Origin of the sequence: Halonotius aquaticus (assembly GCF_003605575.1) — an archaeon.
Classification (GTDB): Archaea; Halobacteriota; Halobacteria; order Halobacteriales; family Haloferacaceae; genus Halonotius; species Halonotius aquaticus.
On the sequence record NZ_QKNY01000009.1, the window covers coordinates 120,833 to 145,607 of the forward strand.

The window sequence follows — 24,775 nt, forward strand, 5'->3', positions numbered from 1 at the left end:
CCCTTTTCGTAGCTGGCCGACCAGCCCCAGGGTATGCCTTCCGTCGACACCGGTGGCTGTGCGATCCACTACACGCAGGCCGGCGAGAACCCCGACGCGCCAGCTGTTGTCTTCCTCGGCGACCTCGGCTTCGGCGCCTGGGGATGGAGCTGGCAGTACGGCGCGCTCGCCGGCCCCTGCCGGGTCGTCGTCATCGACACCCGCGGGGCAGGCCGCTCGGACGCACCCGAGGGCCCCTACGCGATGACCGATCTCGTCGGCGATCTCGAAGCCGTCTTGACCGACTGCAACATCCGAACGGCCCACCTCGTCGGCTGCGGGCTGGGCGGCGCGGTCGCGTTAGTGGCTGCCCGGCGGACGAACCGCGCGAAAAGCCTCACGCTGATCGGGACGCCGCCGAGCGAGGAAGCGTTCGATCCCGAACCACTCAGTCCCGATCCGACCGACGAGGCTGAGCTGCGGGCGTCGACAACGACGCTGCTGTCGGCGGCGTTTTGCGAGCGCGAGGACGCGCCGATCGAGCAGATCATCGAATGGCGACGCGAAGAGGACGCGACGCCGGCCGCCAGGGAGGCCCAACTGGCCGCATTGGACGGATTCGATCCCGAACCGCTGTATGAGCTGACCCTCCCAGTTCGGATCGTTGCTGGCGGTGCTGATCCGGTTGTCGACCCCGAAGCGAGCCGGCGGCTGGCCGAGGAGTTGCCAAACGGAGAGTTCAAACTGTATCCGGAGGCGAGCCACCTCGTGACGGTCGAGCGATCGGCCGCGCTCAACGATTTTCTGCTTGGATTTATCGAGGCAGTCGCCGATCGCTGATTTTGGCGGTTCACGGATTCCCGTCGGCGAATCCACGTGATCGAGCGACACTGGCTGGCTCCGAGGGACCGGCAGTCCTCGCGGGCGACGCAAGGCACTTGTCGCCGGGCGACCGAGAGGCTGGCAATGCGACGACCGCGGATCGCGCTGCTGGAGGCAGCGCACAACGACGACAACAACCTCCGGAACTTCCGGCGGGAGCTCGACGCCGATCTCGTCGAGTTCGACGCCGCCAACGGCGACCTTCCAGCGTCGACGGCCGGCTACGATGCGATCGTCATCACCGGCTCGCGGGCTTCGGTGTACTGGGATGAAACGTGGATTGATCCGCTGATCGAGTTCATTGCGACAGCGGTCGACGATGGTCTGCCGGCACTTGGCGTCTGTTACGGCCATCAAGCGCTCGCGGAGGCGTTGGGCGGCCGGGTCGCCGGCATGGACGACTTCGAGTTGGGGTACAACGAGATCGAACGCGTCGGCGACGACGAACTGTTTGCGGGGATCGACGAGCGATTCACCGTCTTCACGAGCCACGGCGACACGGTGGTCGACCTCCCACCGGGGGCGGAGCTGCTGGCGCGCAACGACCACGGTGTCCATGCCTTCCGGAAGGGCCACGCGTGGGGCGTGCAGTTCCACCCCGAGTACGATATGCAGACCGCCCGTGAGATCGCTGAGGACAAACGCGAGCAGGTCGGCGACGCACAGGTCGACGCCGTCTTGGAGTCGATCACGCCTGACGCCTACGAGGCAGCCTGCGAGGCCAAGGGGCTCTTCGAGAACTTTACCCAGTATGTTCGTGAGGTCACCGCCGAAAAGAACCGCGCCGAGGCCACAGCCTGACGGCGCGTTTAAGTTGTTGACAGCCTGAGATTCGTCAATGGCTATCGATCCGAACTTTGACCAGAACCGCGAGCGCGTCGGCGAGGAAAACGGGGTGACCGTCTGGGGCCCCGTCGACGAGCCCGAGCAGTTGGGTATCCACGGCACCCACGTCGCCGTCGACTACGACATCTGCATCGCCGACGGCGCGTGTCTCGAAAACTGCCCGGTCGATGTGTTCACCTGGGTCGACACCCCCGGCCACCCCGCCAGCGAAGAGAAGGTCGAACCGACACGGGAATCCCAGTGTATCGACTGTATGCTCTGTGTGGATATCTGTCCGGTCGATGCGATCGATGTCGACGCCAGCCGAAAATAAGGTTAGCTGCTGGTATTGCTTGACTGCAGTCGTTTTGCGGTTCTCACCCACTCGTGATCCGGGAACGGGGCTGGCCGTACCTGATAGCTGTAGTTGGCGGTGGTGTCGTCGGCTTCGATCGTGAGATCGTAGGCGTAGATGAGGCCATCGTCGACGCCGAGCCGCAGCGTTCCAGCCTCGGCTGGCTGAGCGCGATCAGCGTCCGGCTGCCGACCGGTGAGCCGATAAGTGATGACGGGAACGCCGTGGTGGGTTGTGGTGTTGACCGCCTCCCAGGTGTACGCTTCGACAATGTCGGTGTGGCGACCGATCGTTGTCGGCGCAAGCTGGCCGTAGCGTGGATCGTACCGGTAGTACGTGTCGGTGGCGTTGTCGTAGCTGTATGCCTCGTCGTCGGCCAACTCCCCGCGGTGGCGGTCGGTCGGCAGCTCCCCGGCAGGCTGGCGGAACGCGTAGGTCGATCCGTTGCGGTAGGCCGTCGCGCCGTGGAAACGGTCAGTGATGATCTCGCCGGTCGTGGCGTTGATGTAGTAGGTGCCTTCCACCGGCAGGGTGTCAGGCGTCTCCGTGAAGCCGAGAACATAGCTCTCCCAGTGGGCACGCGGCGTATGCGTGAGATTTGTCTCGGCAGCGTCGAGTGCGGTGAAGTTGATCGCATGTGGCCCCGCACCTGGTGGATATTGCTGGTCGTCGGAGAGAGCGTTGTCATCGCTCGTCGGTGCCGGCCCCACAGCAACGAGTAATCCGACGCCGACAACGACGACGAGAGCGACGACAAGCAACCATCGACGCTGCATACCCCACTCTCTCCGGCCAGTAGTAAATGGGTGGCGAAGGTTCAAATCGGCGTTTGGGGAAGCGCACTCAGAGGCCAAGCAGATCGACGACAGCAACAACGACAAAGGCGATCGAGAGGAGCCACACCGGAACGTCACGCCGGCTAAACTGGAGTCGTGGAAGCGTCGGATTCCACGCGAAACAGCGCGCCTGCAGCGCGATCGCCAGCTGATCGGAGCGACGAAGCGCACGATCGACCAGCAACACCGTGAGCCGCTGGCTGCGTTCCCACAGCGAGCGAGTGTCGCCGTTTCGTGCCCGGATCGCATCGCGCACCGATCGGAGATCCGCTCGCAACACCGGCACATACCGGAAGGTGAGCGCGACACCAACGCCGAGCAGTTGGCCCGGCCGTCCGGGGATCGTCCGCTGGATCGCCGCCCTCGTCTCACGGATCGGCGTGGTATGGATGTAGGCCGCGCTCACAAACAGGATCGGGACGATCCGCGCGATCGAACGCAGCGAGACGAGCGCGGGATCGAGCCGAAGCCACGGCGGGCCGAGCGTCACGGCAGCAAGCACCGGGCCGAGCGCCAGGATGAGGAGTACGACCCAGTAAGCCCGCAGCACCGCCCGAACCGCCAGCTGGGCAAGTCGGAGTGATCCGAGTCCGACGACGAACAGCCCGATCAGTTGCGGCGCGGTCGACGCTGTGAACGCCACAAGTGCAAACGCAAACTGAACGGCCAGCTTCGTCCGTGGATCGAGCCGGTGGACGAGCGTCGATCCGGGCGTGTAGGTGAGCATCGCTTAGGGTGGCGGTCGCACGTCAATCTCTGGGAGGCGATCACGGGCGGCGTCCGGCGGGAGGTCGAAGCGAACCGAGCCCGCATGGAGCCCGATCACGCGATCAGCGCGGTCAAGGAGGTCACGGAGCTCATGGCTGACGACGATGATGCTCATGCCCGCAGCATGCCGGTCGTCAAGATGTTCCAACACCGACCGCTGGGCCGGCCAATCGAGGCCGGTAAACGGCTCATCAAGCACGAGATGATCCGGCTCCATCGCCACCGCGGCGGCGATGGCGACCCGTGCCTGCTCGCCGCCCGATAAGGAATCGATGCGTTCGTCGTGGCGGCCCTCTAGATTCACCGCCGCGAGCGCGTCGTCAACGCGGCGGTCGATCTCGTCGTGATCGAGTCCAAGGTTTTCGGGGCCGAAAGCCACGTCCGCGCCGATCGTCGCGCCGACGAATCCGTCCCGGGGCGACTGAAACACCATGCCGACGCTGGTGCGGGCGGCCACCGGCTGGTCGGCCGCAGGTGTTCCGTTGACTCGAACCGTCCCGGCGTCCGGTTCGAGCAGGGCGTTGAAATGCCGGACGAGCGTCGTTTTGCCGCTGCCGTTCGGGCCCGCGAGAACGACCCACTCGCCGTCATCGATCGTCAGCGACACGTCGTCGACGGCGGTCGTCTCGCCGAAGGTGTGTGTCAGGCCGTCGACGGTGATCATCGTCGGTCGGCGAAGAGTTCCGTCCCACCGGCAACGATCCCGGTCGTGATCGCCGTTTTGAGCAGATCACCGACAGCGAACAGCGCCATGAACGACGCCGCCCGGGTGAGTGTCCAGCCGTTGACGCTTGCAAGCCACGGCAACCCGATCAGATAGATGACAACGAGGCCGGCAAGCAACGCGATTGCTGTCGGGATCGCCGAGAGTGACCCGATCGGGGTCGGCGTCAGCGACCGGTGGGCGACAGCACCGATGACAACAGCGGCGACCGCAAAGCCGACCAGGAAGCCACCGGTCGGGCCAAACACGTAGCCAAGGCCGGCAGCCGCATTCGAGTACACCGGTGCGCCGGCCAGCCCGACGAGCACATAGAGGCTGATCGAGAACCCACCCCACACCGGGCCCAACAGGAGCCCGGCGAAGAAGATCCCAAACGGCTGGAAGGAGAATGGGACGCCGCCGGGCAGATCGATCGAAAACTGTGCGAGCACCGCGGTCAGGGCGGCGAGCATGACGGCCACGCTCAACTGCCTGACCGTCTCGGCATCAACAAGGTCTATCGACGCGGTCTCTTCGCGTGCCATGTTGCATCCGGTGCCGTCAACCTGATTTAATCTATTGGTTTACGGACGGGAGCTACACCACAGAGACAAGGTTTTATATCCGCATCTGCTGGGCTTCGATCCATGGACGAAAAGACGGAAGAGCTCCGGGACATCTTCATGGAGACCACCGACTCGGAGACCGTCACCGAAACCCAATCGGAGTCGCCGGGGTCGCTGACCGACGACGCGGCGGATGTTGGCGATCGACTCCGGACGCTCATCGAGCGAATGCGCGACCAGTACGACTTCGAGACATCGCTGGAGACCGACGACCTGATCACGGTGCTGCGTGGCTTCCACGACGACGAAGACGACAAGTCGATCGCGGCGACGCTGGACTGTGAGCCGGCGACCGTGCGACAAGCCCGGCTCGACCTCCATCTGGTTCGAGACGCCGAGCGAGAGGCCCCCTTCGAATTCGACCAGCTGCGCCGACTGCTGGCGGAGGACGTGTCGCTGGAAGAACGCGCTGAACAGCTTGCTGTCTCCGTCGAGACTGCCCGCCAATACAGCGAAGTGGCGGCTGCCGACCGGCGATCAACACGAGCCAACAGCCGCTTCCGCGATGAGTTTGCCGAACTGCTGACCGACGCTGATCTCACGAATCGCCTCGCCGCCGATGCCCACGAAGACGGGCTGCAGGAGGCCACTGAGGATATGGAAACTGACGTCTCGTTCTGAGCTACACCGTTTATCGGAACGTCGCTTGCGCCCCGAGAGTTCAAATATCAAGCCGCGGCAACCCGAAGCTGTGCCGACGTTCAGCGAACTGAGTCGGGCGGCATACTGTCCCCGCCAACTCTACTACGCCCGCAAACACGACGATGAGGGGCCGCCAGCGTCGGTCGAGAACACACAACAGCTCGCCTTTCGCTACCGCGAGCTTCGGGAGGCCGACAACGAGACATTGGCGGCGTTGCCGATCGAGCGGTCGCCGGCGGCCTACCGTGAGGCCCTTGAGTCGCTATCGACGCGACCGATATGGGAGGATCTCTGTGAGCCCGTTGAGACCGACTACTACGTCGAAGGGAAGGACTGTGCTGGGCTGCTCCACAAGATCCTTGGCGGCGAGCTACCGACGCCGACGCTGATCTCGCCGGGCAACCCACCTGAAAACGGTGTCTGGAAGCCCCAAACTGTTCGGGCGGTTGCCGCCGCGAAAGCCCTCGCCTGGGAGCGAAACGAGGAGATCCCACGGACGCTCATCGAATATCCGGCTGTTGGCGTTGTCCGAGAAGTGCCGCTGACAACGCGGCGCACAGCGACCTACCGGCGGGTGTTGCGAACAGTCCGCGCGATGGATGGGCCACCGCCACGCGTCAACGACAGCAGATGTGACTCCTGTGAGTACCGGACAGAGTGTGGCGTATCGACCCGGTCGCTAAAATCGCTACTCGGATTATAACGACGATCAGTGCTCAGCGAGCCACACCTCGATCTCGTCAGCCAGCGGGCCGCGGCGGTGGATCTCGGCGGTGGCAACGTTGACCACGGTGCTCTCGCCGCCCGGCGTCTCACCGGTGTCGATGACCGCACCGACGGCGTCGGTGATCGACGCGGCGAGGGCGTCGACGTGGCGAACGCTCGGCGTGCCGCTTTCGTTCGCGCTGGTGGCGGTGATCGGGCCAGCGCGGCGGGCTAACTCACGGGCAACAGCGTTGTCTGGGATGCGGATGCCGACGGTCGCTCGGCCGTCGACCAGTACGTCCGGAAACACGCCATCGCGATCAAGCAGGACGGTCACCGGGCCTGGAAGAAAGCGGTCAATGAACGCTGTCTCGCGGTCGGTCGGTGTGACATACTGGGTGAGCATGTCGCGGTCGGCAACACCAACCGACAGCGGCTTCGATCGGGGGCGACCCTTGATCTCGAAGAGCCGCGCAACCGCATCGGCGTCGGTTGCGTCGACGCCGAGCCCGTAGACTGTCTCGGTTGGGTAGACGACAGCCGCGCCCTGCTGGATCGCTGTGGCGGCCGCCACAAGCGCGTCGTCGACAGCGGGGGCGAACGTGTCAGCGTCGGGGGCTGGCTCGGAGCGATCAGCAGGGGCCATACCGCAGGGTCGCCGGGCGGTTGAAAAAAGGGTGCTGATCGATCCCACCGACGCGTTCCAAACCGTTTATACTGGCTCCTCGAAAACAACGGGGCATGCCACGAGAGCAGAAGCAGGTTCGTGATCTCCAAGAAGGCAGCTACGTGATGATGGATGACGCGCCGTGTAAGATCAACCACTACAGCACGGCCAAACCGGGCAAACACGGGAGTGCGAAGGCCCGCGTCGAAGGCAAAGGCGTCTTCGATGAGAAAAAGCGGAGCTTCAGCCAGCCGGTCGACGCGAAGGTTTGGGTGCCGATCATCGAGCGGAAACAGGGTCAGGTCGTCTCGGTGACCGGCGATGACGCCCAAGTGATGGATCTCGACACCTACGAGACGTTCACGATGCGGATTCCGGAAGACGAATCCTTCGAGAGCGACCAGGATATCGAATACCTCGAATACGAGGGCCAGCGAAAGGTCGTGTGATGTTTCCGGGCGCGACCGCCGACCGCGAAGCTGCTTCCTATGTGGTCGTCGGCGCGCCGCTGGATGCGACGACCACGTTCCAACCGGGCACCCGATTTGGGCCCGACGAAATCCGGCGATTTGCTCGTTCCTTCGACGATTACGACCACCAGACAGCCCAGCACTTCACTGAGCTTGGCATCCACGACGCCGGCGACGTGCGTGCATGGGACGATGTAGCGGAGTACGTTGACTACCTCGGCGGCCAACTCCGCGATATCGTCTGGGACGACGCCATCCCACTCGTTCTCGGTGGCGAACACACGGTGACCGTCCCGGCTGTCGAGGCGGTCGATCCTGATGTCTTCGTCTGTCTTGATGCTCATCTCGATCTCCGTGAGGCGTACGATGGCACCGCATGGAGTCACGCTTGTGTGACGAACCACGCCCTTGACACGGCCGAGGAGGCGATCATCATCGGTGCACGCACCGGGTCAGAAGCCGAGTGGGAACGCGCTGCGGAATCCGATGTCACTGTCGTCGAACCCGACGCTGTCGACGACTGGCTGGCAGATCCACCAACGTTCGACGACAAGGCAGTGTATCTGAGCGTCGACATCGACGCCGCGGATCCGGGCTTCGCGCCGGGAACGGGGACGATGGAACCCGGCGGGCTGACACCCCGGCAGCTACAGGGGCTTGTTAGCGCGGTCGCGCCGGCTGCGGCGGGCTTCGACGTCGTCGAGGTCAACGACCGCGATGATGGGCAGGCCGCTACGCTGGCGGGCAAACTGCTCCGAACGTTTGTGTATCAGCACGCGGCGGCAAAGGCGACATCGTGAGATCGATCGTAGACGAACAGTACGGCAGCCACGATAGAACGGATCGATAGCGGTCATCCGTCTGTGGGCGATAGTCGGAGAATCCGACTGCTTTTGCTGTGGGCGACGCAACATTGACTCACAATGTTACCGAGAGGGACACTCGCTGGGGCAGGGCCATTTGAGATCGCGGTTTTTCTTGCAACCGTGACCGCCGTTGCCGGTGTCGTTGCCTACGTGTTGTGGCGGCGTGGCGTCATCCCTGTTGAGTGATCTCCACGCGAAAGCCTCCCGTTTGGGTGTCCAATGACACAATAGCACATGGGTCGATGAAAAACAGCACAGAGCCCTGCGAGTAGTCGATGAGATGAGCGACGAGTACGACGGCAGCCGGGTCGACGATTTGGAAAAACGGGTGCAGTGCGAACCAAAGCGTACTGCTGTTATTGTGGGGTGCTAACGGAGGGACTAATGAACTTCTCGGCCGGTCGCGCTTCGTGGGTTTCCTCGGCGGCGACAGTGATGAGTTCATCATTCCGCCAATCGTAGGCCGTTAGCTGATTGCCGTACACACAGCCGGTATCAAGTCCGACCGCATGCTCGCGGACGATCGGTGCCGAAAGTACCGTGTGGCCGAAAAAGACGCGTTCGGGGCCGTCGTATCGGTCGAACCAAAACGGCGGCTGGTAGCTGGCATCGGGTACCATCGATCGAACAGTCTGGAGGTCGTCGACCGTGTGATCGGCTCGTGGTTTGCGAGGGTCGACGCCGGCGTGGGTAATCAGTGTCTCCGGCAGCGAGATGACCGCCGGTCGGTCAGCGATCCAATCGAGGTCAGCCGCGGTGAGCGCAGCGACGGTCTTCTCGCCACGAAGGAGTTTCTCCTCGTTGTTGCCGCGAACCGTCAGCATGTTTGGTGCCGATCGAACGAGATCGACAACCCCCTTTGTGTCGGGGCCTTTGCGAACCAGATCGCCAACAAAGATGAGTAGATCCGAGTCGGTGAGCGACAGCCGATCACAGAGTGTTTCGACGGCCTCGCGGCACCCATGTGGATCGCCGACGATGTAGATACCATCCCACGCAGCCGGGTCGACGTGTGTGTGTTGGACATCGAACGCGACGGAACGAGCCATAGGGCTAGTGAAACCACACTCGCATGTAAACACTGGTAAGAGTCCTCTACAGCACTATATAGTGCACTGTGACCGACGGCGAGGGCAACGAAGCGGGCCATCGGCGTTGTGACCCGGATAGTTCAGGTGGAGTCCGCCTGCCGGCGACCGGCTGTCCGACCACCGATCCGCAGTCGAAGCCACCCGACCGAGTGTATATATCGCTATTGAAACCATGTATTCTATATATTGAAACGCCATAATTCGGGCGTTCCAAAGGGTTAAAACACCAAAATTCGAAATTCACCTGTGCCAGTGACACGACGACAGTTGCGCCGGCGTGGAGCGGTGGGGACGTTGCGACATGCGTTACACAGAGCAGCCGGGCATCGCAGACGGCGGCCCCGCGATGGTCGACCGGCGATCAGTGGTGAGGTGTCATGACCGACGAGTCAACACAAGCGGGCGATGAGATGAGTCCCGACGACGCGACCGCCGACAACGCCAGCAACGAAGCAGCGGCCACGGCCGCGGCGACAGCACCCGACGAGCCAACGGAGGCGGCGGCCGCAGTCGAGGCAGACCTGTCGTCACATGAGTACTATCTGAACCGCGAACTCTCGGAACTCGCCTTTCAGGAACGGGTGCTGCATGAGGCCGAAGACGACCGCAACCCCCCGCTGGAGCGACTCCGGTTTCTCGCTTACGTCACCAAAAACATCGACGAGTTCTTTATGAAACGCGTCGGCGGGCTGAAACAACAGATCGAGGCCGGCGTCACCGAGCCAACAGTCGATGGGCGAACGCCAGCCGAACAGTGGGCGGAGGTGCTTGCGACCGTCCGGCCGCTCTTTGACCGCCAAACGCGAGCGTGGGAAACCGAGATCGAACCAGCACTCGCCGAGGCAGGTGTGCGGGTTCGCGACTACGACAGCCTCCCAGCGGAGACGCAGGCATCGCTTCGCGAGGAGTTCCGCGAAACGGTGTTGCCGACGCTGACGCCGCTCACATTCGATCCGGCCCATCCGTTTCCGTTTATCTCGAATCTCTCGCTGTCGCTTGCGGTGTTGACCCGGCGCAACGACGAGGCCGAACCGCAGTTCACGCGAATCAAGGTACCGGAAAACCACTCACGGCTGATCGAACTCGACAGCCCGGACGACACCCACGAGTATGTGCTGTTGGAGGACGTGATGGAGGCCAACCTTGACCTCCTGTTGCCGAACGTCGAGATCATCGATGTGTCGACGTTCCGACTGACACGAAACGCCGAGGTCGGCCGCAACGAAGAGGTCGCCGAGGATCTGATCGAGGTGATCGAGGATGTCGTCGAAAAACGACGGTTCGCGAACGTCGTCCGGCTTGAGGTGACCGACGATATCCCGGCACGAAGCCTCGAACTGCTGACCGAGCAGTTGGATATCGATCCCGAGGAGATCTACTACCGGAGCGGGCCGATCGATTACGAGGATTTCTTCGCCCTCGTCGACATCGACCGCCCGGATCTCAAGCTACCGGCGTGGTCACCACAGCCCCACCCACGGCTCGGCACCGACGAACCGATGAACACGGCCGACAACGCGACGGCAATCTTTGCGGCGATCAAAGACGACGACATTCTCGTCCACCACCCCTATCATTCCTTCGAGGACACCGTACAGCGCTTCCTTGAGACAGCCGCCAGCGACCCAGATGTCCTAGCGATCAAGGTCGCCATCTATCGAACCGCCAGTGACTCGAAGGTGATCCAAAGCCTGATCGAAGCCGCCGAAAACGGCAAGGAGGTCGCGGTGATGGTCGAATTGAAAGCCCGATTCGACGAGCAGAACAACTTAGAGTGGGTGCGTCGCCTCGAAGAGGAAGGGATCCACGTCGCCTACGGCAGTCTCGGGCTCAAAACCCATACCAAAACCGCTCTCGTCGTTCGGGAGGAACCTGACGGCGTCCGCACCTACTCACACATCGGCACCGGCAACTACAACTCCGAGACCGCCAAGGGGTATGTCGATCTCGGGATGATGACCGCCGATCCGGAGATCGGCCACGACCTCGTGAAGCTGTTTAATTTCTTTACCGGGCCAACACTCGACGAGGAGTTCAAAAAGCTGCTGGTCGCACCGGTGACGATGCGAACGGAGTTCACCGAGCTGATTCGCCGAGAACGAGCGTTAGCCGAGGCCGGCGAGGGCGGTCGGATCGTCGCTAAGGTCAACGGGCTAGAGGATCCGGATATCGTCGCCGAACTCTATCGGGCAGGGATGGCCGGCGTCGACATCGACCTGATCGTTCGGGATATCTGCCGGCTGCGACCGGGGATCGAGGGGATCAGCGAGACGATCACCGTCCACTCGGTTGTCGGGCGGTTTCTCGAACACTCCCGGATCTTCTATTTCGGCAACGGTGACGACCCCGAGTGGTATCTCGGCAGTGCTGACTGGATGACGCGCAACCTTGACAACCGGGTCGAAGCGATCGCGCCGGTGACCGACGACCGGCTTCGCGGGCAACTCCAGTTCATTCTCGAAACGATGTTGTCGGACAATCGCCGGCGATGGCTGCTACAGGCCGACGGCAGCTACCAGCAGGTTACACCGGACGAGGACGAGGCGGTACGGGATACCCAGTCGCTGTTGATGGAGCAAGCCTACCGGACAGCAACCCAGGACGGCGAGTCCGACGCCGACACCGAGCGATTCATGATCGAACACGGGCCCGGTCGTGTTGGCCATATCATCGATATGCGACCGGCGACCGGCGACGCCGGCACCCGCTGGTCGGTGCGGCCTGGCCTCCCCGGCACGAAGCTGTGTTCGCGTGGAGATCGCCGCAAACACGACACGCGAGTCCCGTTTTCGGAGTTTGCTGCAGCACACGACATCGAGCGACCGCTGTTTGATGCCGAAGCTCCGGATGCGGTCTGTGCGTACTGTTGGGCGGCCGCGGCCGATCACACAGCGCAGCCAGCCGGCAGCGACGACACACCCGATCCGGCTCAATAGTTCAGCGAGGCCTATAGAGCCCTCATAGTCGATTTTACACGGGTGTCGAGCCAGATATAGGTATGAGCGCACAGACCGCTGAACGACACGAACAGTGCACAGTTATCGCTGAGTACAACGCCTACGGTGCGATGACGGTGCAGTCCTCCCGCGGAAAGACGTATCAGATCGTCGGTGCCGCAAGCCAGCGGGTTGCCCAGCAGTTGGCCGCGCTGACCCACAACGACGAAACAACCGTCTCGCTTCGGCAGGCTCCCGGCCGCGGCAACACATGGCATGCGGTCGCTGTCGGCACAGCATCACCGCCTGAACCGCCTCGGTAGTCCAATGACAGGATTCGAGACGCCAACCTCGAAGCTGTGTCGCTGTCACGCCTGCGGACGACTGTACGATAGCTCGGTAAACGGGAGCTGTCCGGCCTGTGGCGACGACTGACGCTCCGCGCCAAGCCCTATAGACGCCTAAATATACCCCATACCTACGCTTATCGGTTCGCGTGCCGTTCACTGAGTTGCCATGTCCAAGGGGCGATCCCCCGCTGATCGGCCGACGCCACAGCTCCCGACTGCATTCAACGACCTCGACATCGGCATCGCCGTCCACGAGCCGAGGACAGGACGAATCGTCGACGCCAACGACGCATTGGAACGGCTGTACGGCTATACGACACCCGAGCTGCAAACAAGAGCGATCACCACGTTCAGTGCCAACACCTACGGCGACGGCCAACAGGCAATCACCCGCCGTCTCCGCGCAACCGCCGAGGGGTGCCCACAGACGTTCGAATGGCGGATCAAACGGAGCGATGGCCAACTTCGCTGGGTCGAGATCACGTTCACTCACTACCCACACAACGGCATCCCATACGTTCTCGCAGAGGTAACCGACATCACCGACTACAAACACAACGACCGGCGGGTGAGTCTGCTGCAGCGCGTGCTTCGGCACAATCTCCGCAATGAGATCAGCGTTGTTGAGGGGTTTGCCGACCAGCTAACCGATCCAGCCCCCACACCGACGATCGACACCTGCGCCGAGAAGATCACCACATCGGCACGAAAGCTCGCCAGGGTCGCCGAATCGATGAAACAGATCGAGGCGACGATTACGAGCGAGGCCGCCACCCGATCGCGGCGATCGGTCAAGGCAGCCGTCGGCGATATCGCCGACGATGTCCGAGCGGCGTACCCGGCGGCAACGATCAATGTGATCGAAACAACGCCGTTGTGGATTGAAATCGACGAGGCATTTGGGTATGCGATCAGACACGCCCTCGAAAACGGTGTCGAACACGCCGAGTGTGCCGCGCCGACCGTTCGCGTCGAGATCGACGAATCACCAAACACCGGGCGAGTTGAGATCCGCATCGATGACGAGAATCCGCCGATCCCGCCGATGGAGCTCTGTGCGCTCGACGATCACCAAGCGACGACACCGACCTGCCATGGCTCCGGCTGTGGGCTGTTCGTGATGAAGTGGTGTCTCGAATCCCTTGGCGGCGAGTTGCGGATCGAACCGGCGAGTGATCGTGGCAACTCGGTGTACGTCTATCTCCCACCACAATCGCCACCCGAGGGCGACGCGACCTACTCGTAGCTACTGGTCGTCGACAAATTCATCGAAAAGGTTGCTGACGCGCTCTTCGATCTCATCGCGGATCGCCCGAACGGCGTCGAGATCCTGTCCGTCGGGATCGTCGAGTGCCCAGTCACGTACCTCGACGCTGTCGGCATCGAGTTCAAGCGTCGAACAGCCCATCGTGGCGACAACATCACAGGCGTTCAGCGTCTCGGTCGAAACCTCCCGCGGCGTCCGGTCGGAGAGGTCGATCCCGAGTTCGTCCATCACGGTGACAACCTCCTCGTGGACGTGATCGGCCGGGTGTGTGCCGCCGGTGACGATCTGGACGCGGTCATCAAGGTCGCGGCGTTCGACCTCGCGCTCGGCGAAGGCCGTTGACATCTGGCTGCGGCCGGCGTTTTGGACACAGACGAACCCGAACTGGAACGTCTCAGCAGCAGTTTCGGACATACCCGTCTGTGGAGGCCAGCCAGTATGAAGATTGATATGTGAACTATATAGTGGTCAGTAGTTACGGCGACGGGGCGGCTTTCTGGAGGGCGGTTTCGGCGATGTTGCCGCCGTAGTCGGCGGTTCGGGACACCGAATCGACGATGAGGCCGACCAGTTGTGCGTGGGCGGGATCAAGCTCCCGCAGCAACTCGTCGATCCCGCGGGCGGTTTGGTCGATCTCACGCACCTGCTCGCGCACGTCGTTTGCCAGCCGGGTCGCTTCCTCGCTGTCATCGGTGAACAGCGCGTCCATGCCGCCGTCGATGACCGAAACAACCTCCTCGTGGAGCTCTTCGATGGCGACGACGACATCCTCGGGTACCTCTTGGTCGATCTCTAAGGTTAGGTGAGCAATCTTCGTTGCGTGGTCGCCGATGCGTTCCAGTTGGCGGGCACTCGAATGGTAGTCGAAACAGACCTCCCGCGGGAGGCCAAGTTCCTCGCTGGCTTTCGGGGTTCGGAGCGTCGCCCGGAAGATACGGGAGACGACCATCCAGAGGCGATCAACGTCGTCGTCGCGTTGGATCACGTCGTGGGCGAGATCGCGGTCGAGATCACGGAGGGCAAGCAGCGCGTCTTCCAGCATTGAGGCGGCGATCAGACGCATCCGGGTGACAGCGTTGTGGATCGATAGCTCCGAGGAGTCCAACAGGTCGCGGATGACGATCTCGTCTTTTGTCTCCTCTAACACCTCAAGGCCGACGAGGCTCTGGGTTGCCTCGCGGATCATCCCGCGTTGGTCGTTGGTGATCCGACCGCTTTCGAGGATGATCACGTCGAAGCCGCTGACGTACATCGTCATCACCGCCCGGATCAACTCCGTGCCTTCGAGATTGGTGATGTCCAACGTGCCCTCGGTTTGGTCGTCGCCGCCCACCGGCGTCATGAACAGCGAGTCACCCTCGGGGTAAAACTCGACGGTGCTGCCCGCGCTCACGTCGTTGTCGTTCGCCCACGTTTTTGGGATCGAGACTGTGTACGTCGAGCCGCCGGTCACCTGGACTTTCCGCGTCTCCATATTCATGTCATAGTGTGTGGAACTAGCTAATAAATCCGTTCATATATTTATATCTATGCCGCACAACATACTCCTAAAATCGCCGTCTCAGTCGCGTTTCTCGTCGATATAGTCTCTACATCACCTAATAGCTACAAGTGATAAACAGTACCGCATATAGATTATATACTGATAACAACCGATCCAGATATCGGCGTCACACGAACAGTGACCCCACCACAGAACGAAAAGCGGAGACCATACTGACTCTCTTTTGCGAGCTCACGGCGCAGCGCAAACACTAGCTGGTGGAACCCCCAGCGATGAGCACCGATACCGGCGATATACATATGTATGCCGCGAATGAGTATATAGACTATATAATAGAAAGTAGTAATGCATAGGTCTATTAGCACCCTTTTTATTATCGGTTGCACCACGGATATGTGATGGCATCTAACCAGACGGGAGAGAAACGGCGAATTACACGGAGAGCAACACTCGCAGGAATCGCTGGTGCCGGGACGGTCGCTATTGCTGGCTGTTCCAGCAGCACCGGCAGCGGCAGCGGCGATGAAAGCGGTGGCGACACCGAAAGCGGCGATGGCAGCAGCGGATCCGCAACCACGAGTCCGCTCGAATCCGGTGGCTCCTCGACGGTGTATCCGATCGCCAACTCGGCCGCCTCCTACTGGAACGCCAACCGGCCAGCATCCGATTCGGAATACTGGCCGCACGGCGAATACGACATTGACACCGACAAAAACCTCGCTGACTACTGGGCTGGCCTCTATGGTTTCGAGCCGGGCGACGACGGTGATTCACCATTCCAGTTTACCGTTGGCCTCTCACACTCCGGTACCGGTGTCGAGAAGGTTCGAGACGGGAAAAACGACATCGGCAACTCCTCAGGCAACGTTGAGGACGAGCTCCCGGATCGAGACTCATACGAGAGCTTCGCCGACCACGTTGTCGGTGTCGACGGCCAGCCGCTCGTTGTCTCCCAAGAGCTCGCCGACGCCGGACTCGAACAGATCACCGGCGACCAGCTCAAAGATCTGTACAAAGGCCGGATCACCAACTGGCAGGAGATCAACAGCGACCTTCCAGACCGAGAGGTACAGGTGCTCGCTCGCGTGAAAGGCTCCGGTACGCGAACCTCCTTCGTCTCAAACGTCTTCGGCAACCCCGAGGAGGATACCACCGTCGCCAACCGCTACGGCCAAAACCAGCGCCTCGCCTCGGCGATCGCCGAAGCGGACAACGCGATCAGCTACCTCGCGTTGGCGTTTATCGACACCGACGGACTCGCACCGGTCGCCTTAGAGTGGGAAGGGACGACCTACAGATACCAGGCCTCGGAGAACGGCCTAGATGCCACGGAGTACCCGCTGTCGCGTGACCTCCACATGTACACGTGGGAAGGAACCTCGAAGAAAGAGGCCGCTGTGCTCAACATGATTCTCTCTGACTTTGGGCAGGATACCTTCGTTGCGCCGAACAACTACTTCCGACTCAGCGAGTCGCGGCGTGAGGAAGAGCGCAACAAGCTACCGGACCAGACACCCGTATAAATTCCCGGCCTCACAGCGTCGAGTCGCCTCCGACAATCGAAAAGACAAAACCACCTCACACCCGTTCATTCCGTTACCAACCGCATGTTACACCAAGTCTGGGTTGACGTACAACACACACTGTTTGGAACCGATGAGGCTGAAGGATCACGGCTCGCGGTTGGCGCGTCGGCAGGCATGTTGTTGGCGACGATCGGTGCGTTCCTGTTTGCACCAGCCGTCGCTCTCCCTGTCTTAGCTGGCTTCGTTATCATCACCGCGATCGGCTGGATAACACACCAGGGCGCGATCGCACGCTTGCTGACGCTGTTTGCGACCGTGCTGACCGTCCTCACCGTGTTTCTCATCACCGTCTTCTTGTTCGTAAGCGCGTTGCCGGCGTTCACCGAGCACGGAAGCGGCCTGCTGCTTGTCCCCGTTGAGAATGGGGAGCCACGCTGGTTCTTCTGGCTTGAAGCCGTGCTCCCGACCGGCGAAACGTTTTGGAACCCACTCAGCGGTGCCTACTCGCTGATTCCCGCGATATGGGCGACCGTGATTGTCACCTTCATCGCCGGTGCGGTCGCCATCCCGCTTGGGCTCTTCGGCGCGCTGTTTATCGCTGAGGTTGCCGACGATCGGCTCAGAGAGATCATCAAACCCGGCGTCGAGGTGTTGGCCGGAATCCCGTCGATCGTCTACGGCTTCATCGGGTTTGCGGTGCTCAACAGCTTTATTCAGGATTCATTTCTCGATGACGGCGCGAGTTTCCTGATCGCCGGCATCGTCGTCGGGATCATGGCGCTGCCGACGATCGTTTCTGTCGGCGAGGACGCCCTCTCATCGGTGCCAGATGCGATGGGTGATGGGGCGGTTGCGATGGGCGCAACCGAATGGCAAAAAATGAAAAGTATCTCGATCCCCGCGGCGTTTTCGGGTATCTCTGCGGCGGTCATTCTTGGCTTGGGCCGGGCGATCGGTGAGACGATGGCGGTCGCGGCGATCATGGCCGCCGGAGTCGACTTTGCGAACCCGCTGTTCGATGTCTTCGACGCAAGCGCGACACTGACGAGTCTGATCGCGGTCAACTACGGCAGTGCCTCAGAGAGCACACTCGATGTGTTGTTCGTCGCTGGGGTAATGCTGTTCGTGATCGTCGCCGGAATGAGCATCGTCTCACAGTATATTGAACGACAGATGAAACAGAAACTCAAGGGCCAATCATGAGCGAGGCATACGCACACGATACCGCACTGGTCAGCGAGGGCTCAACCAGCTACGACCGCTTTGTTGACGGGGCGATCGCACTCAGCATCGTCGCCTTCGCAACAACTCTGGTGGCACTCGTCGAACTCGTCCCGCTGGGAACAGCCGGGACGGCACTCGGCAACTACTTTCTGACACTCTTTGCGGCCGTGAGTGGTGGGGTCGGCCTGACGGCCGGCGCGTCGTGGGCAAACGTTGTCTCGGTCACCTCACAGCGCGTCCGCGGCGTCGCCGGCGGGTTGCTCGTCACAACCGGGCTCCTGACAGCGGTGGCGTATTTAACCACGGTTACGCTGGCAACCCTCCTTGGGTTCGTACTCATCAGCCAAGCGCTCATTATCAGCGCGGCTGGCATCAGCTCACGACTGGACATTATCGATACCGAGCCCGATGCCAGTGCTGGCTTACTCGCCGGCGGGGCGTTCGCCGTTATCGGGGCCGCGATCGGCGGCGCCCTCGGCGGGACAATAGTCGGCTTTGACTCGATCGCATGGCTGGTGTTTCCGGTTGTCGTCGGTGCCGGGCTCGCAACGCTCACCATCGTCCCGCGTGAGGATCTTGGCTCAACGATCCCGGTTGGGCTCGTCGTTGGCACACTCGGCATCGTCGTGGCGACGGCGGCCATCGGGATCGGCTGGCAGTGGAACCCAGAAACGCTCGACGGCGGGTTTACCGGCGGCGTGGTCATCCCGATTTTCGCCGCGTTTGGGGCGCTCATCTCCGCGTGGGCAGCGGCCAAATGCCGAGCCGGATTTGGCGCGCCGGGGCGAGAGTACGGCGCGTTTCTGATCATCAATCTCAACGCCCTGCTGATGGTCGTAACGATGGTGTCGATCGTGTTGTTCGTGCTTACGCGTGGGGCTACCTACGCGACGCGCGGCCTGACAGCGAGTGCCCTTACCGTGTTGGTACTGCTGGTGCCGCTGTTGGCGCTTGCTACGGAGTTTGCTCGCAGCCGGGTCGGCGGCGGCGAGTGGAACCGGACGGTTCGGCTGGTGACCCAGATCGCCCCGCTTGCGACCCTCGGAGCGGTGGCGGCGGTGATCACCACCGTGCTCATCACCGGCAATCCGATCGAATACGGGTTCAACTACCAGATCCTCCAAAATCGGAATCTCATCCCGAGAGAGACCGCGATCACGATCACCCCGAACCCTGAGGTCGGTGCGGTGATTCTCGCGGTCGTGGCGTCGATCATGTGGATCGCGCTGTTCAGAAACTATGGATCGCTTCGCAACGTCGGTGCTGCGTTCCCCCGCGCCGAGTCAGCCCGACAGCTCGTTCCGGTCGCGGTCGCAGGGATGGCCGTGCTCATCGGGGGCGTCCTCCTTGTCGGGCCGACACCGGCTGGCATCCCGCTGGGATCGGTCGTCGGCGTCGGCGTTGTCGCGGCCGGCACGCTTGCGGCACTCGGCCTCGCCGCGTTGCCTGTTGCCGGTGTGGCGACCAGCAGCGGATCGATCGCCGATCGAACGCAGGCCAGTGCGCCGCTGTTTACACTGGGTGTCTTCGGTGGGCTTGCCGTGTTGACAGCGGCACTCCTCCTCCAGCCGGTCACCGGGCAGACACCTGGTATCGCCGGGGTTGATATCGTCGCGGTCGGCGCGTTGTGTGCGACCCTCGCATGTGGGCTTGCGGCCGGCGTGAGTGCGTACGCGCGGCGTACCACAGCCGAGACGCTCCAGGATCGACTGCTCGGGGAAGAAACGATCCTCGGGCTCACCGGGGCAGCAGGCTTTATCGCCCTGCTTGGCCTGCATGTCCTCGCCACCGGTTCCGGGTTCACGGTGCTTGGCGTTTCGGTGACAACCGAGGGGACGCTCTCGTGGCCGATGATCCTCCAGCCATACATCCCGCTGGGAGCGGAACCCGGTGGGATTATGCCGGCCGTCGTCGGCACCGTCTGGCTTGTGATCGGCGCGACGCTGTTTGCCGTCCCGCTGGGGATCGGTGCGGCGGTGTTCCTTACGGAGTACGCCGAACAGGGTCGGTTCACCGCGGTTGTCGAGATCGCCACGAATGCCCTGTGGAGTACGCCAAGTATTGTCTTCGGGCTGTTTGGGGCCGCGTTCATCATCCCCCGTCTCGGCGGGAATGAGTCGCTACTGGCCGGGATGTTGGTGTTAGGATTTATGTTGTTGCCGTTGGTGTTGATCACTAGCCGAGAATCAATCAAGGCTGTACCCGACGAGTATCGTGACGCGAGTGCGGCCCTCGGTGTCTCCCAATGGGAAACAATCAAAAGCGTCGTCCTGCCAGCAGCGATGCCAGGGGTGATCACCGGCGGGATCCTCGGGATCGGCCGGATCGCTGGCGAAACCGCGCCGCTGATCCTCGTGTTGGGCTCGACGCTGAACGCCACCGAATCGGTGAACGTGCTGCAAGGATTCCAGTTTGTGGCCGAACCACCGTTTATCGTCAACGATCAGTTGCTCGCCGCATCGGCGTCGCTGCCAACGCAGGTTTGGGCCGTGATCGCCGCCGGGGTGTCGGGCTCACCACAGATGGGCTGGGCCTCGGCAGCGGTTCTCCTCTCGGTTGTCCTCACATTCTATGCCATCGGTATTACCGCACGAACCTACTTCAGGAGGAAGCTAAACTATGAGTGAAACAGACATGACTCCGGACACTGGGAGCACAGCAACAACAACGACAGCCGGCGAAAGCGAAGAGGAAGCACGCGCGGCGTGGACAGACTATCACGCGGCTGGTGAGACAAAGCTCTCAGTGGAAGATATCAACGTGTGGTACGGCGATGATCACGCGCTGAAGAACGTGTCGATGGATATCCCCGAGGAGTCGGTGACGGCACTGATCGGCCCCTCCGGCTGTGGGAAATCAACGTTCCTCCGCTGTCTGAACCGGATGAACGACCGGATCAAGGCCGCCCGCGTCGAGGGCTCCGTCGAGGTCGATGGCACCGAGATCTACCATCCGGACGCCAACCTTGTCGAGTTACGCAAGCGGATCGGGATGGTCTTTCAGTCACCAAACCCGTTCCCGAAGTCGATTCGTGAAAACATCTCCTATGGACCACGAAAACACGGGGAGATCGAGAAGGGGCTGCTCGCCCGGCTGTTCGGCCGCGACGACACCGCAGCCGAAAATGAGCTTGTCGAACGGGCGCTCAAACAGGCTGCCCTGTGGGATGAGGTCAGCGACCGCCTCGACGACAACGCCCTTGGGCTCTCGGGTGGGCAACAACAGCGACTCTGTATCGCCCGCTGTCTGGCGGTCGACCCCGACGTGATCCTGATGGATGAGCCGGCCTCCGCGCTTGATCCGATCGCTACCTCGAAGATCGAGGATCTCGTCGAGGAACTCGCCAAAGACTACACCGTCGTCATCGTCACCCACAACATGCAGCAGGCCGCCCGCATCTCCGATCAGACCGCGGTCTTCCTCACCGGCGGGGAGCTCATCGAATACGACGACACCGAGAAGATCTTCGAAAACCCCGAGAGCCAACGCGTCGAGGACTATATCACCGGCAAGTTTGGATAACCCGCGATGTCGCGGAACCAGTACGACGAACGGCTCACCACCCTTCGCACCGACGTTGTCCTGCTGGCCGAAACCGTACTGGAGCGATACGAGGACGCCGTTGATGCGATGACAGCCGGCGACACCCGGCGAGCCGACCAGATTATCCGACAGGACGACGAGATCAACAGTCGGTATCTTGCACTTGAACAGGAGTGTACAACGCTGATCGCCCGTCGACAACCCGTTGCCAGCGAGCTCCGATTGGTGACCGCCTCATTCAAGATCCTCACTGACCTCGAACGCATCGCCGACCTCGCGGTGAATCTCGCTGGCCGAACAGCGTATGGTACCACCGAACTTCACGACGCGACCGATATCCGAACGCTCGGGATGACGGCCGGCGAGATGGTTGCCACAGCCGTCGAGGCCTACGAAACCGAAACCAGCGACGCCTGCCGGTCGGTCGCCGCAACTGACGAGGAGCTAGATGCGGATTGTGAGACAGCCAACAGACAACTCATTCGAGAGCTCATCGCTGAACGGGCGGCTGACGGCCACGACGAGCGAGAACTGGCGGCCACAGTCGATCGGACAACACGGGCACTGCTCACCGTCCGCGATATCGAGCGCGTCGGCGACCACGCGGTCAACATCGCCGCCCGGACGCTGTATATGATCGACAGCGATGCCGAACTGCTGTACTGAAATCGAGAGAAAATCCTTTCCCGTCAGCACCCGCCCTTGCTGGTATGCCACGCAACGAGTATCAATCACAACTCGCGGAACTCCGTGAGGATGTGGTCGCGATGAGCGAAACCGTCGCTGATCGACTGGAGATGGGGCTGACCGCGCTGGAAACAAACGATAAAGAGCTCGCCCGGACGGTGATCGAGGGCGACGACGAGATCAATCAACTGTACCTAGATCTCGAAAAGCAGTGTACGGATCTGATCGCCCTCCAACAGCCGGTTGCGGGCGATCTCCGATTTATCGCCGCCTCGTTTAAGATCATCACCGACCTCGAACGCATCGCTGATCTCGCAACCAATCTCGGAGAGTACGCTGAAGCCGCCGATGACGACGTCTTCCCCAGTGTCGACATTCAGGGGCTCGGCGAGGTGACACTGGAGATGTTGGCGGACTCAATGGCCGCCTACGCCGACGAGGATCGGGAGCTCTGTTATGCGGTCAACGACCGTGATGACGAGCTTGACACGGAGTGTGAGATCGCCAGCGACACCGTCGTCCGCGAGCTAATCGAAGGCGAAGAGATGGCCGACGAGGAGATCGAGACGTTCATGGAAGATGTCTCCCGGCTCCTGTTGACGATCCGAGATCTCGAACGTATCGGCGACCACACCGTCAACATCGCCGCCCGCGCGCTGTATATGATCGACAACAACGATGAGTTGATTTACTGATCGCTGTCTCAACCTGTTACTACCCGACGACGCGACAGCCCAATTTCTCAGTCGGTCTCAGAAGCCGTTTCTGACGGCGATGTCGACGCTGTCGCTGTTGCGGACGCATCCGCCCCACTGTCGTCGACAACGCGACCCGTCCACGTGCCACGCAGGAAGTACGCGCCAACCGCCGCCGCCATCAGTACATTCGAGGCCGCTTCACCGTACCAGATGCCACTCGCCCCCCAGCCAAGCGGCACCGCCAAGACGTAGGCGATCAGCGACCGGAGCACGATGTAGCCGAGGAACGCAAACAGGAGTGCCAGCCGGGTACGACCGCTGCCGCGGAAGCCGCCCTGAATCACATAGAAGACGCCAAGGAAGACGTAGGTGGCACCGACAACCCGGAGATACTCCGCCCCAACAGCGATCACCGTCGCCGAGCCGGTGCCCGTCACGAAGATGTCGATAACAGCGCCGGCAAAGACGTAGACCACCACGCTGAGAACCGCGAAGGCGACGACAACGAGACCAAGCGCGGCCCGGACGCCGTCGATCGCACGGTCGCGCTGATTCGCCCCGAGGTTCTGGCCGACGACCGTTTCGACACCACGAGCCAAGCCGAGGGCTGGCAGGACGACCATTGATGTGACCCGTGTCCCGATCCCGTAGGCGGCGACGGCCTCAACGCTCGTGATCGCCACCAGCGCGGTGAGGATCGTCACACTGAGGGCCTTCGTGCTGACCTCAAGGCTGGCCGGGACGCCGATCCGAAACAGCTTCCCGATGGTCTCACGCTCCGGGAGAAAATCAGTACGGACGAGTTCGATGCCGACCCGCCCGGAGAGCAGCAGCCAGATCCCGATAACCGCGCCGATCCCGCGGGTGAGAATCGTGGCGATAGCCGCCCCCTGGACGCCAAAGCCGGTGAAGCCGGTCAGCCCAAACAGCGTCGCCTCCAGCGATTCGAGGCCAACCCACGCAAACAGGACATTGTCCTGAAAGCCGAGGATGAAAAACGGGTCGGCGATGACGTTGAGCCCGACGCCGAGGGCCATCAGATACAGCGGCGTGCGGGTATCGCCCCACCCTTGCAGCAGCGATTGGAAGACGAAGAAGCTGAAGACAAACGGGATGCCGAGAAACATCGTTCGGGTGTAGTCGACGGCCATCGCGTACTCGGTTGTCCCCGGCACCGCCCCGACCAACCCCAAGAGCGTGGGTGCCAGGAGGTAGCCAAGTACCGAGAAGAGGATCGAGACAGCGACGACAAGCGAGATCGTCTGGCCGGCGACATGGCCGACGCGGTCGGTGTTGCCCGCACCCTTGTTTTGGGCGACCAACACCGTCCCCGCGATCGAAAAGCCAAGCGAGAGGCTAATTACCAGAAAGACGATCGCCCACGAAAACGACAGCGCCGACACCGCCGGCTGGCCGAGACGACCGACCCAGAAGGTATCCGCGAGGTTGTAGCCGACCTGGAGGAGGTTCGTGAGCACGATCGGCAACGACAGGATGACCAGCGGCTTCAGCAGCGCGCCGTCGGTGACATTGACAGCCCGATCGCGTCCCGACTGACTCATCGATCACCCGTCTGTGTCTGCCCAGCGGCGACGCTATCCGAGGGGGGAGATAGAAGCGATACT

General features: G+C 61.9%; 26 protein-coding genes. 17 read left to right on the forward strand and 9 right to left on the reverse strand.

Features of this window, described 5'->3' with window-relative positions; genetic code table 11:
- Nucleotides 1-33 precede the first annotated feature (33 nt).
- The 3 genes from DM826_RS06865 (at nt 34) to DM826_RS06875 (ending at nt 2,020) form a co-directional block, all read left to right on the forward strand.
- On the forward strand, nt 34-819 hold the full coding sequence (locus tag DM826_RS06865; RefSeq protein ID WP_120102657.1) for an alpha/beta fold hydrolase: 786 nt from the start codon (nt 34-36) through the stop codon (nt 817-819).
- A gap of 126 nt (nt 820-945) precedes the next feature.
- Nucleotides 946-1,662: a type 1 glutamine amidotransferase gene (locus DM826_RS06870; RefSeq protein ID WP_120102658.1), complete on the forward strand. Its 717-nt coding sequence runs from the start codon at nt 946-948 to the stop codon at nt 1,660-1,662.
- Nucleotides 1,663-1,699: 37 nt separating this feature from the next.
- Nucleotides 1,700-2,020, forward strand: a complete 321-nt coding sequence (locus tag DM826_RS06875) for a 4Fe-4S dicluster domain-containing protein (protein WP_120102659.1) — start codon at nt 1,700-1,702, stop codon at nt 2,018-2,020.
- A 2-nt stretch (nt 2,021-2,022) separates the two neighbouring features.
- Here DM826_RS06875 and DM826_RS06880 read toward each other — a convergent pair whose 3' ends face one another.
- The 4 genes from DM826_RS06880 to DM826_RS06895 form a co-directional block, all read right to left on the reverse strand.
- Nucleotides 2,023-2,817 (reverse strand): hypothetical protein, encoded by a 795-nt coding sequence (locus DM826_RS06880; RefSeq protein WP_120102660.1) that lies wholly within the window; start codon nt 2,815-2,817, stop codon nt 2,023-2,025.
- 67 nt (nt 2,818-2,884) lie between these two features.
- Nucleotides 2,885-3,604 (reverse strand): energy-coupling factor transporter transmembrane component T family protein, encoded by a 720-nt coding sequence (locus tag DM826_RS06885; RefSeq protein WP_120102661.1) that lies wholly within the window; start codon nt 3,602-3,604, stop codon nt 2,885-2,887.
- A gap of 3 nt (nt 3,605-3,607) precedes the next feature.
- Nucleotides 3,608-4,309, reverse strand: a complete 702-nt coding sequence (locus DM826_RS06890; RefSeq protein ID WP_120102662.1) for an energy-coupling factor ABC transporter ATP-binding protein — start codon at nt 4,307-4,309, stop codon at nt 3,608-3,610.
- Nucleotides 4,306-4,893 (reverse strand): biotin transporter BioY, encoded by a 588-nt coding sequence (locus DM826_RS06895; protein ID WP_120102663.1) that lies wholly within the window; start codon nt 4,891-4,893, stop codon nt 4,306-4,308. Before DM826_RS06895 ends, DM826_RS06890 begins: the two co-directional genes overlap by 4 nt.
- Nucleotides 4,894-4,995: 102 nt before the next feature.
- On the opposite strand from DM826_RS06895, the gene DM826_RS06900 reads away from it, so the two are divergent.
- Complete coding sequence (locus DM826_RS06900; protein ID WP_120102664.1) at nt 4,996-5,595, forward strand: conditioned medium-induced protein 4; 600 nt, start codon at nt 4,996-4,998, stop codon at nt 5,593-5,595.
- A 70-nt stretch (nt 5,596-5,665) separates the two neighbouring features.
- Nucleotides 5,666-6,319, forward strand: a complete 654-nt coding sequence (locus tag DM826_RS06905) for a hypothetical protein (RefSeq protein ID WP_120102665.1) — start codon at nt 5,666-5,668, stop codon at nt 6,317-6,319.
- A 6-nt stretch (nt 6,320-6,325) separates the two neighbouring features.
- Here the strand turns inward: DM826_RS06905 and DM826_RS06910 are convergent, their stop codons facing one another.
- Nucleotides 6,326-6,967 carry an L-threonylcarbamoyladenylate synthase gene (locus DM826_RS06910; protein WP_120102666.1) on the reverse strand — a complete coding sequence of 214 codons (642 nt, stop codon included), beginning with the start codon at nt 6,965-6,967 and terminating at the stop codon, nt 6,326-6,328.
- A 95-nt stretch (nt 6,968-7,062) separates the two neighbouring features.
- Between DM826_RS06910 and DM826_RS06915 the strand changes: the two genes are divergently transcribed.
- The 3 genes from DM826_RS06915 to DM826_RS13285 all read left to right on the forward strand — a co-directional run bounded on the left by DM826_RS06915 (nt 7,063) and on the right by DM826_RS13285 (nt 8,510).
- On the forward strand, nt 7,063-7,437 hold the full coding sequence (locus DM826_RS06915) for a translation initiation factor IF-5A (RefSeq protein ID WP_120102667.1): 375 nt from the start codon (nt 7,063-7,065) through the stop codon (nt 7,435-7,437).
- Nucleotides 7,437-8,258 (forward strand): agmatinase, encoded by an 822-nt coding sequence (speB, locus tag DM826_RS06920; protein WP_120102668.1) that lies wholly within the window; start codon nt 7,437-7,439, stop codon nt 8,256-8,258. Before DM826_RS06915 ends, speB begins: the two co-directional genes overlap by 1 nt.
- 123 nt (nt 8,259-8,381) lie before the next feature.
- The gene (locus tag DM826_RS13285) at nt 8,382-8,510 is read left to right on the forward strand and encodes a hypothetical protein (protein WP_267899967.1); all 129 of its coding nucleotides are present in this window, start codon (nt 8,382-8,384) and stop codon (nt 8,508-8,510) included.
- Nucleotides 8,511-8,680: 170 nt separating this feature from the next.
- Here the strand turns inward: DM826_RS13285 and DM826_RS06925 are convergent, their stop codons facing one another.
- Nucleotides 8,681-9,373: a metallophosphoesterase family protein gene (locus DM826_RS06925; protein WP_120102669.1), complete on the reverse strand. Its 693-nt coding sequence runs from the start codon at nt 9,371-9,373 to the stop codon at nt 8,681-8,683.
- A 419-nt stretch (nt 9,374-9,792) separates the two neighbouring features.
- Here DM826_RS06925 and ppk1 point away from each other — a divergent pair, with 419 nt between their 5' ends.
- The 3 genes from ppk1 to DM826_RS06940 all read left to right on the forward strand — a co-directional run bounded on the left by ppk1 (nt 9,793) and on the right by DM826_RS06940 (nt 13,947).
- Complete coding sequence (gene ppk1, locus DM826_RS06930; protein WP_233735694.1) at nt 9,793-12,351, forward strand: polyphosphate kinase 1; 2,559 nt, start codon at nt 9,793-9,795, stop codon at nt 12,349-12,351.
- 62 nt (nt 12,352-12,413) lie between these two features.
- The gene (locus tag DM826_RS06935; protein ID WP_120102670.1) at nt 12,414-12,674 is read left to right on the forward strand and encodes a hypothetical protein; all 261 of its coding nucleotides are present in this window, start codon (nt 12,414-12,416) and stop codon (nt 12,672-12,674) included.
- A gap of 193 nt (nt 12,675-12,867) precedes the next feature.
- Nucleotides 12,868-13,947, forward strand: coding sequence for a PAS domain S-box protein (locus tag DM826_RS06940; RefSeq protein WP_120102671.1), 1,080 nt, complete (start codon nt 12,868-12,870; stop codon nt 13,945-13,947).
- Here the strand turns inward: DM826_RS06940 and DM826_RS06945 are convergent, their stop codons facing one another.
- Both DM826_RS06945 and DM826_RS06950 read right to left on the reverse strand, forming a co-directional pair.
- Nucleotides 13,948-14,382, reverse strand: a complete 435-nt coding sequence (locus DM826_RS06945) for a low molecular weight phosphatase family protein (RefSeq protein WP_120102672.1) — start codon at nt 14,380-14,382, stop codon at nt 13,948-13,950. It lies immediately after the preceding gene.
- Nucleotides 14,383-14,443: 61 nt separating this feature from the next.
- Nucleotides 14,444-15,442, reverse strand: a complete 999-nt coding sequence (locus tag DM826_RS06950) for a phosphate signaling complex PhoU family protein (protein ID WP_120102673.1) — start codon at nt 15,440-15,442, stop codon at nt 14,444-14,446.
- 428 nt (nt 15,443-15,870) lie between these two features.
- On the opposite strand from DM826_RS06950, the gene DM826_RS06955 reads away from it, so the two are divergent.
- The 6 genes from DM826_RS06955 (at nt 15,871) to phoU (DM826_RS06980) (ending at nt 23,147) form a co-directional block, all read left to right on the forward strand.
- Nucleotides 15,871-16,995, forward strand: coding sequence for a PstS family phosphate ABC transporter substrate-binding protein (locus DM826_RS06955; RefSeq protein ID WP_120102674.1), 1,125 nt, complete (start codon nt 15,871-15,873; stop codon nt 16,993-16,995).
- Between the two features lie 84 nt (nt 16,996-17,079).
- On the forward strand, nt 17,080-18,201 hold the full coding sequence (gene pstC / locus DM826_RS06960; RefSeq protein ID WP_120102675.1) for a phosphate ABC transporter permease subunit PstC: 1,122 nt from the start codon (nt 17,080-17,082) through the stop codon (nt 18,199-18,201).
- Entirely contained in the window at nt 18,198-20,849 is a 2,652-nt protein-coding gene (pstA, locus tag DM826_RS13365) for a phosphate ABC transporter permease PstA (RefSeq protein WP_120102676.1), read from the forward strand. The genes pstC and pstA overlap by 4 nt, the downstream gene beginning before the upstream one ends.
- Complete coding sequence (gene pstB / locus DM826_RS06970; RefSeq protein ID WP_120102677.1) at nt 20,842-21,744, forward strand: phosphate ABC transporter ATP-binding protein PstB; 903 nt, start codon at nt 20,842-20,844, stop codon at nt 21,742-21,744. The genes pstA and pstB overlap by 8 nt, the downstream gene beginning before the upstream one ends.
- A 6-nt stretch (nt 21,745-21,750) precedes the next feature.
- Nucleotides 21,751-22,431 carry a phosphate signaling complex protein PhoU gene (gene phoU / locus DM826_RS06975; protein WP_120102678.1) on the forward strand — a complete coding sequence of 227 codons (681 nt, stop codon included), beginning with the start codon at nt 21,751-21,753 and terminating at the stop codon, nt 22,429-22,431.
- Between the two features lie 44 nt (nt 22,432-22,475).
- A complete protein-coding gene (gene phoU / locus DM826_RS06980) occupies nt 22,476-23,147 on the forward strand; it encodes a phosphate signaling complex protein PhoU (RefSeq protein ID WP_120102679.1) in 672 nt (223 codons plus the stop codon).
- A gap of 47 nt (nt 23,148-23,194) precedes the next feature.
- Here the strand turns inward: phoU (DM826_RS06980) and DM826_RS06985 are convergent, their stop codons facing one another.
- Entirely contained in the window at nt 23,195-24,712 is a 1,518-nt protein-coding gene (locus tag DM826_RS06985) for an MATE family efflux transporter (RefSeq protein WP_120102680.1), read from the reverse strand.
- Nucleotides 24,713-24,775 lie beyond the last annotated feature (63 nt).

What these genes read in the sequence shown, in the direction of transcription:
- DM826_RS06865 (WP_120102657.1), top strand. Translation starts at nt 34, where the DNA reads ATGCCTTCCGTCGACACCGGTGGCTGTGCGATCCACTACACGCAGGCC.
- DM826_RS06870 (WP_120102658.1), top strand. Translation starts at nt 946, where the DNA reads ATGCGACGACCGCGGATCGCGCTGCTGGAGGCAGCGCACAACGACGAC.
- DM826_RS06875 (WP_120102659.1), top strand. Translation starts at nt 1,700, where the DNA reads ATGGCTATCGATCCGAACTTTGACCAGAACCGCGAGCGCGTCGGCGAG.
- DM826_RS06880 (WP_120102660.1), bottom strand. Translation starts at nt 2,817, where the DNA reads ATGCAGCGTCGATGGTTGCTTGTCGTCGCTCTCGTCGTCGTTGTCGGC.
- DM826_RS06885 (WP_120102661.1), bottom strand. Translation starts at nt 3,604, where the DNA reads ATGCTCACCTACACGCCCGGATCGACGCTCGTCCACCGGCTCGATCCA.
- DM826_RS06890 (WP_120102662.1), bottom strand. Translation starts at nt 4,309, where the DNA reads ATGATCACCGTCGACGGCCTGACACACACCTTCGGCGAGACGACCGCC.
- DM826_RS06895 (WP_120102663.1), bottom strand. Translation starts at nt 4,893, where the DNA reads ATGGCACGCGAAGAGACCGCGTCGATAGACCTTGTTGATGCCGAGACG.
- DM826_RS06900 (WP_120102664.1), top strand. Translation starts at nt 4,996, where the DNA reads ATGGACGAAAAGACGGAAGAGCTCCGGGACATCTTCATGGAGACCACC.
- DM826_RS06910 (WP_120102666.1), bottom strand. Translation starts at nt 6,967, where the DNA reads ATGGCCCCTGCTGATCGCTCCGAGCCAGCCCCCGACGCTGACACGTTC.
- DM826_RS06915 (WP_120102667.1), top strand. Translation starts at nt 7,063, where the DNA reads ATGCCACGAGAGCAGAAGCAGGTTCGTGATCTCCAAGAAGGCAGCTAC.
- speB (WP_120102668.1), top strand. Translation starts at nt 7,437, where the DNA reads ATGTTTCCGGGCGCGACCGCCGACCGCGAAGCTGCTTCCTATGTGGTC.
- DM826_RS13285 (WP_267899967.1), top strand. Translation starts at nt 8,382, where the DNA reads ATGTTACCGAGAGGGACACTCGCTGGGGCAGGGCCATTTGAGATCGCG.
- DM826_RS06925 (WP_120102669.1), bottom strand. Translation starts at nt 9,373, where the DNA reads ATGGCTCGTTCCGTCGCGTTCGATGTCCAACACACACACGTCGACCCG.
- ppk1 (WP_233735694.1), top strand. Translation starts at nt 9,793, where the DNA reads ATGACCGACGAGTCAACACAAGCGGGCGATGAGATGAGTCCCGACGAC.
- DM826_RS06935 (WP_120102670.1), top strand. Translation starts at nt 12,414, where the DNA reads ATGAGCGCACAGACCGCTGAACGACACGAACAGTGCACAGTTATCGCT.
- DM826_RS06940 (WP_120102671.1), top strand. Translation starts at nt 12,868, where the DNA reads ATGTCCAAGGGGCGATCCCCCGCTGATCGGCCGACGCCACAGCTCCCG.
- DM826_RS06945 (WP_120102672.1), bottom strand. Translation starts at nt 14,382, where the DNA reads ATGTCCGAAACTGCTGCTGAGACGTTCCAGTTCGGGTTCGTCTGTGTC.
- DM826_RS06950 (WP_120102673.1), bottom strand. Translation starts at nt 15,442, where the DNA reads ATGGAGACGCGGAAAGTCCAGGTGACCGGCGGCTCGACGTACACAGTC.
- DM826_RS06955 (WP_120102674.1), top strand. Translation starts at nt 15,871, where the DNA reads ATGGCATCTAACCAGACGGGAGAGAAACGGCGAATTACACGGAGAGCA.
- pstC (WP_120102675.1), top strand. Translation starts at nt 17,080, where the DNA reads ATGTTACACCAAGTCTGGGTTGACGTACAACACACACTGTTTGGAACC.
- pstA (WP_120102676.1), top strand. Translation starts at nt 18,198, where the DNA reads ATGAGCGAGGCATACGCACACGATACCGCACTGGTCAGCGAGGGCTCA.
- pstB (WP_120102677.1), top strand. Translation starts at nt 20,842, where the DNA reads ATGAGTGAAACAGACATGACTCCGGACACTGGGAGCACAGCAACAACA.
- phoU (WP_120102678.1), top strand. Translation starts at nt 21,751, where the DNA reads ATGTCGCGGAACCAGTACGACGAACGGCTCACCACCCTTCGCACCGAC.
- phoU (WP_120102679.1), top strand. Translation starts at nt 22,476, where the DNA reads ATGCCACGCAACGAGTATCAATCACAACTCGCGGAACTCCGTGAGGAT.
- DM826_RS06985 (WP_120102680.1), bottom strand. Translation starts at nt 24,712, where the DNA reads ATGAGTCAGTCGGGACGCGATCGGGCTGTCAATGTCACCGACGGCGCG.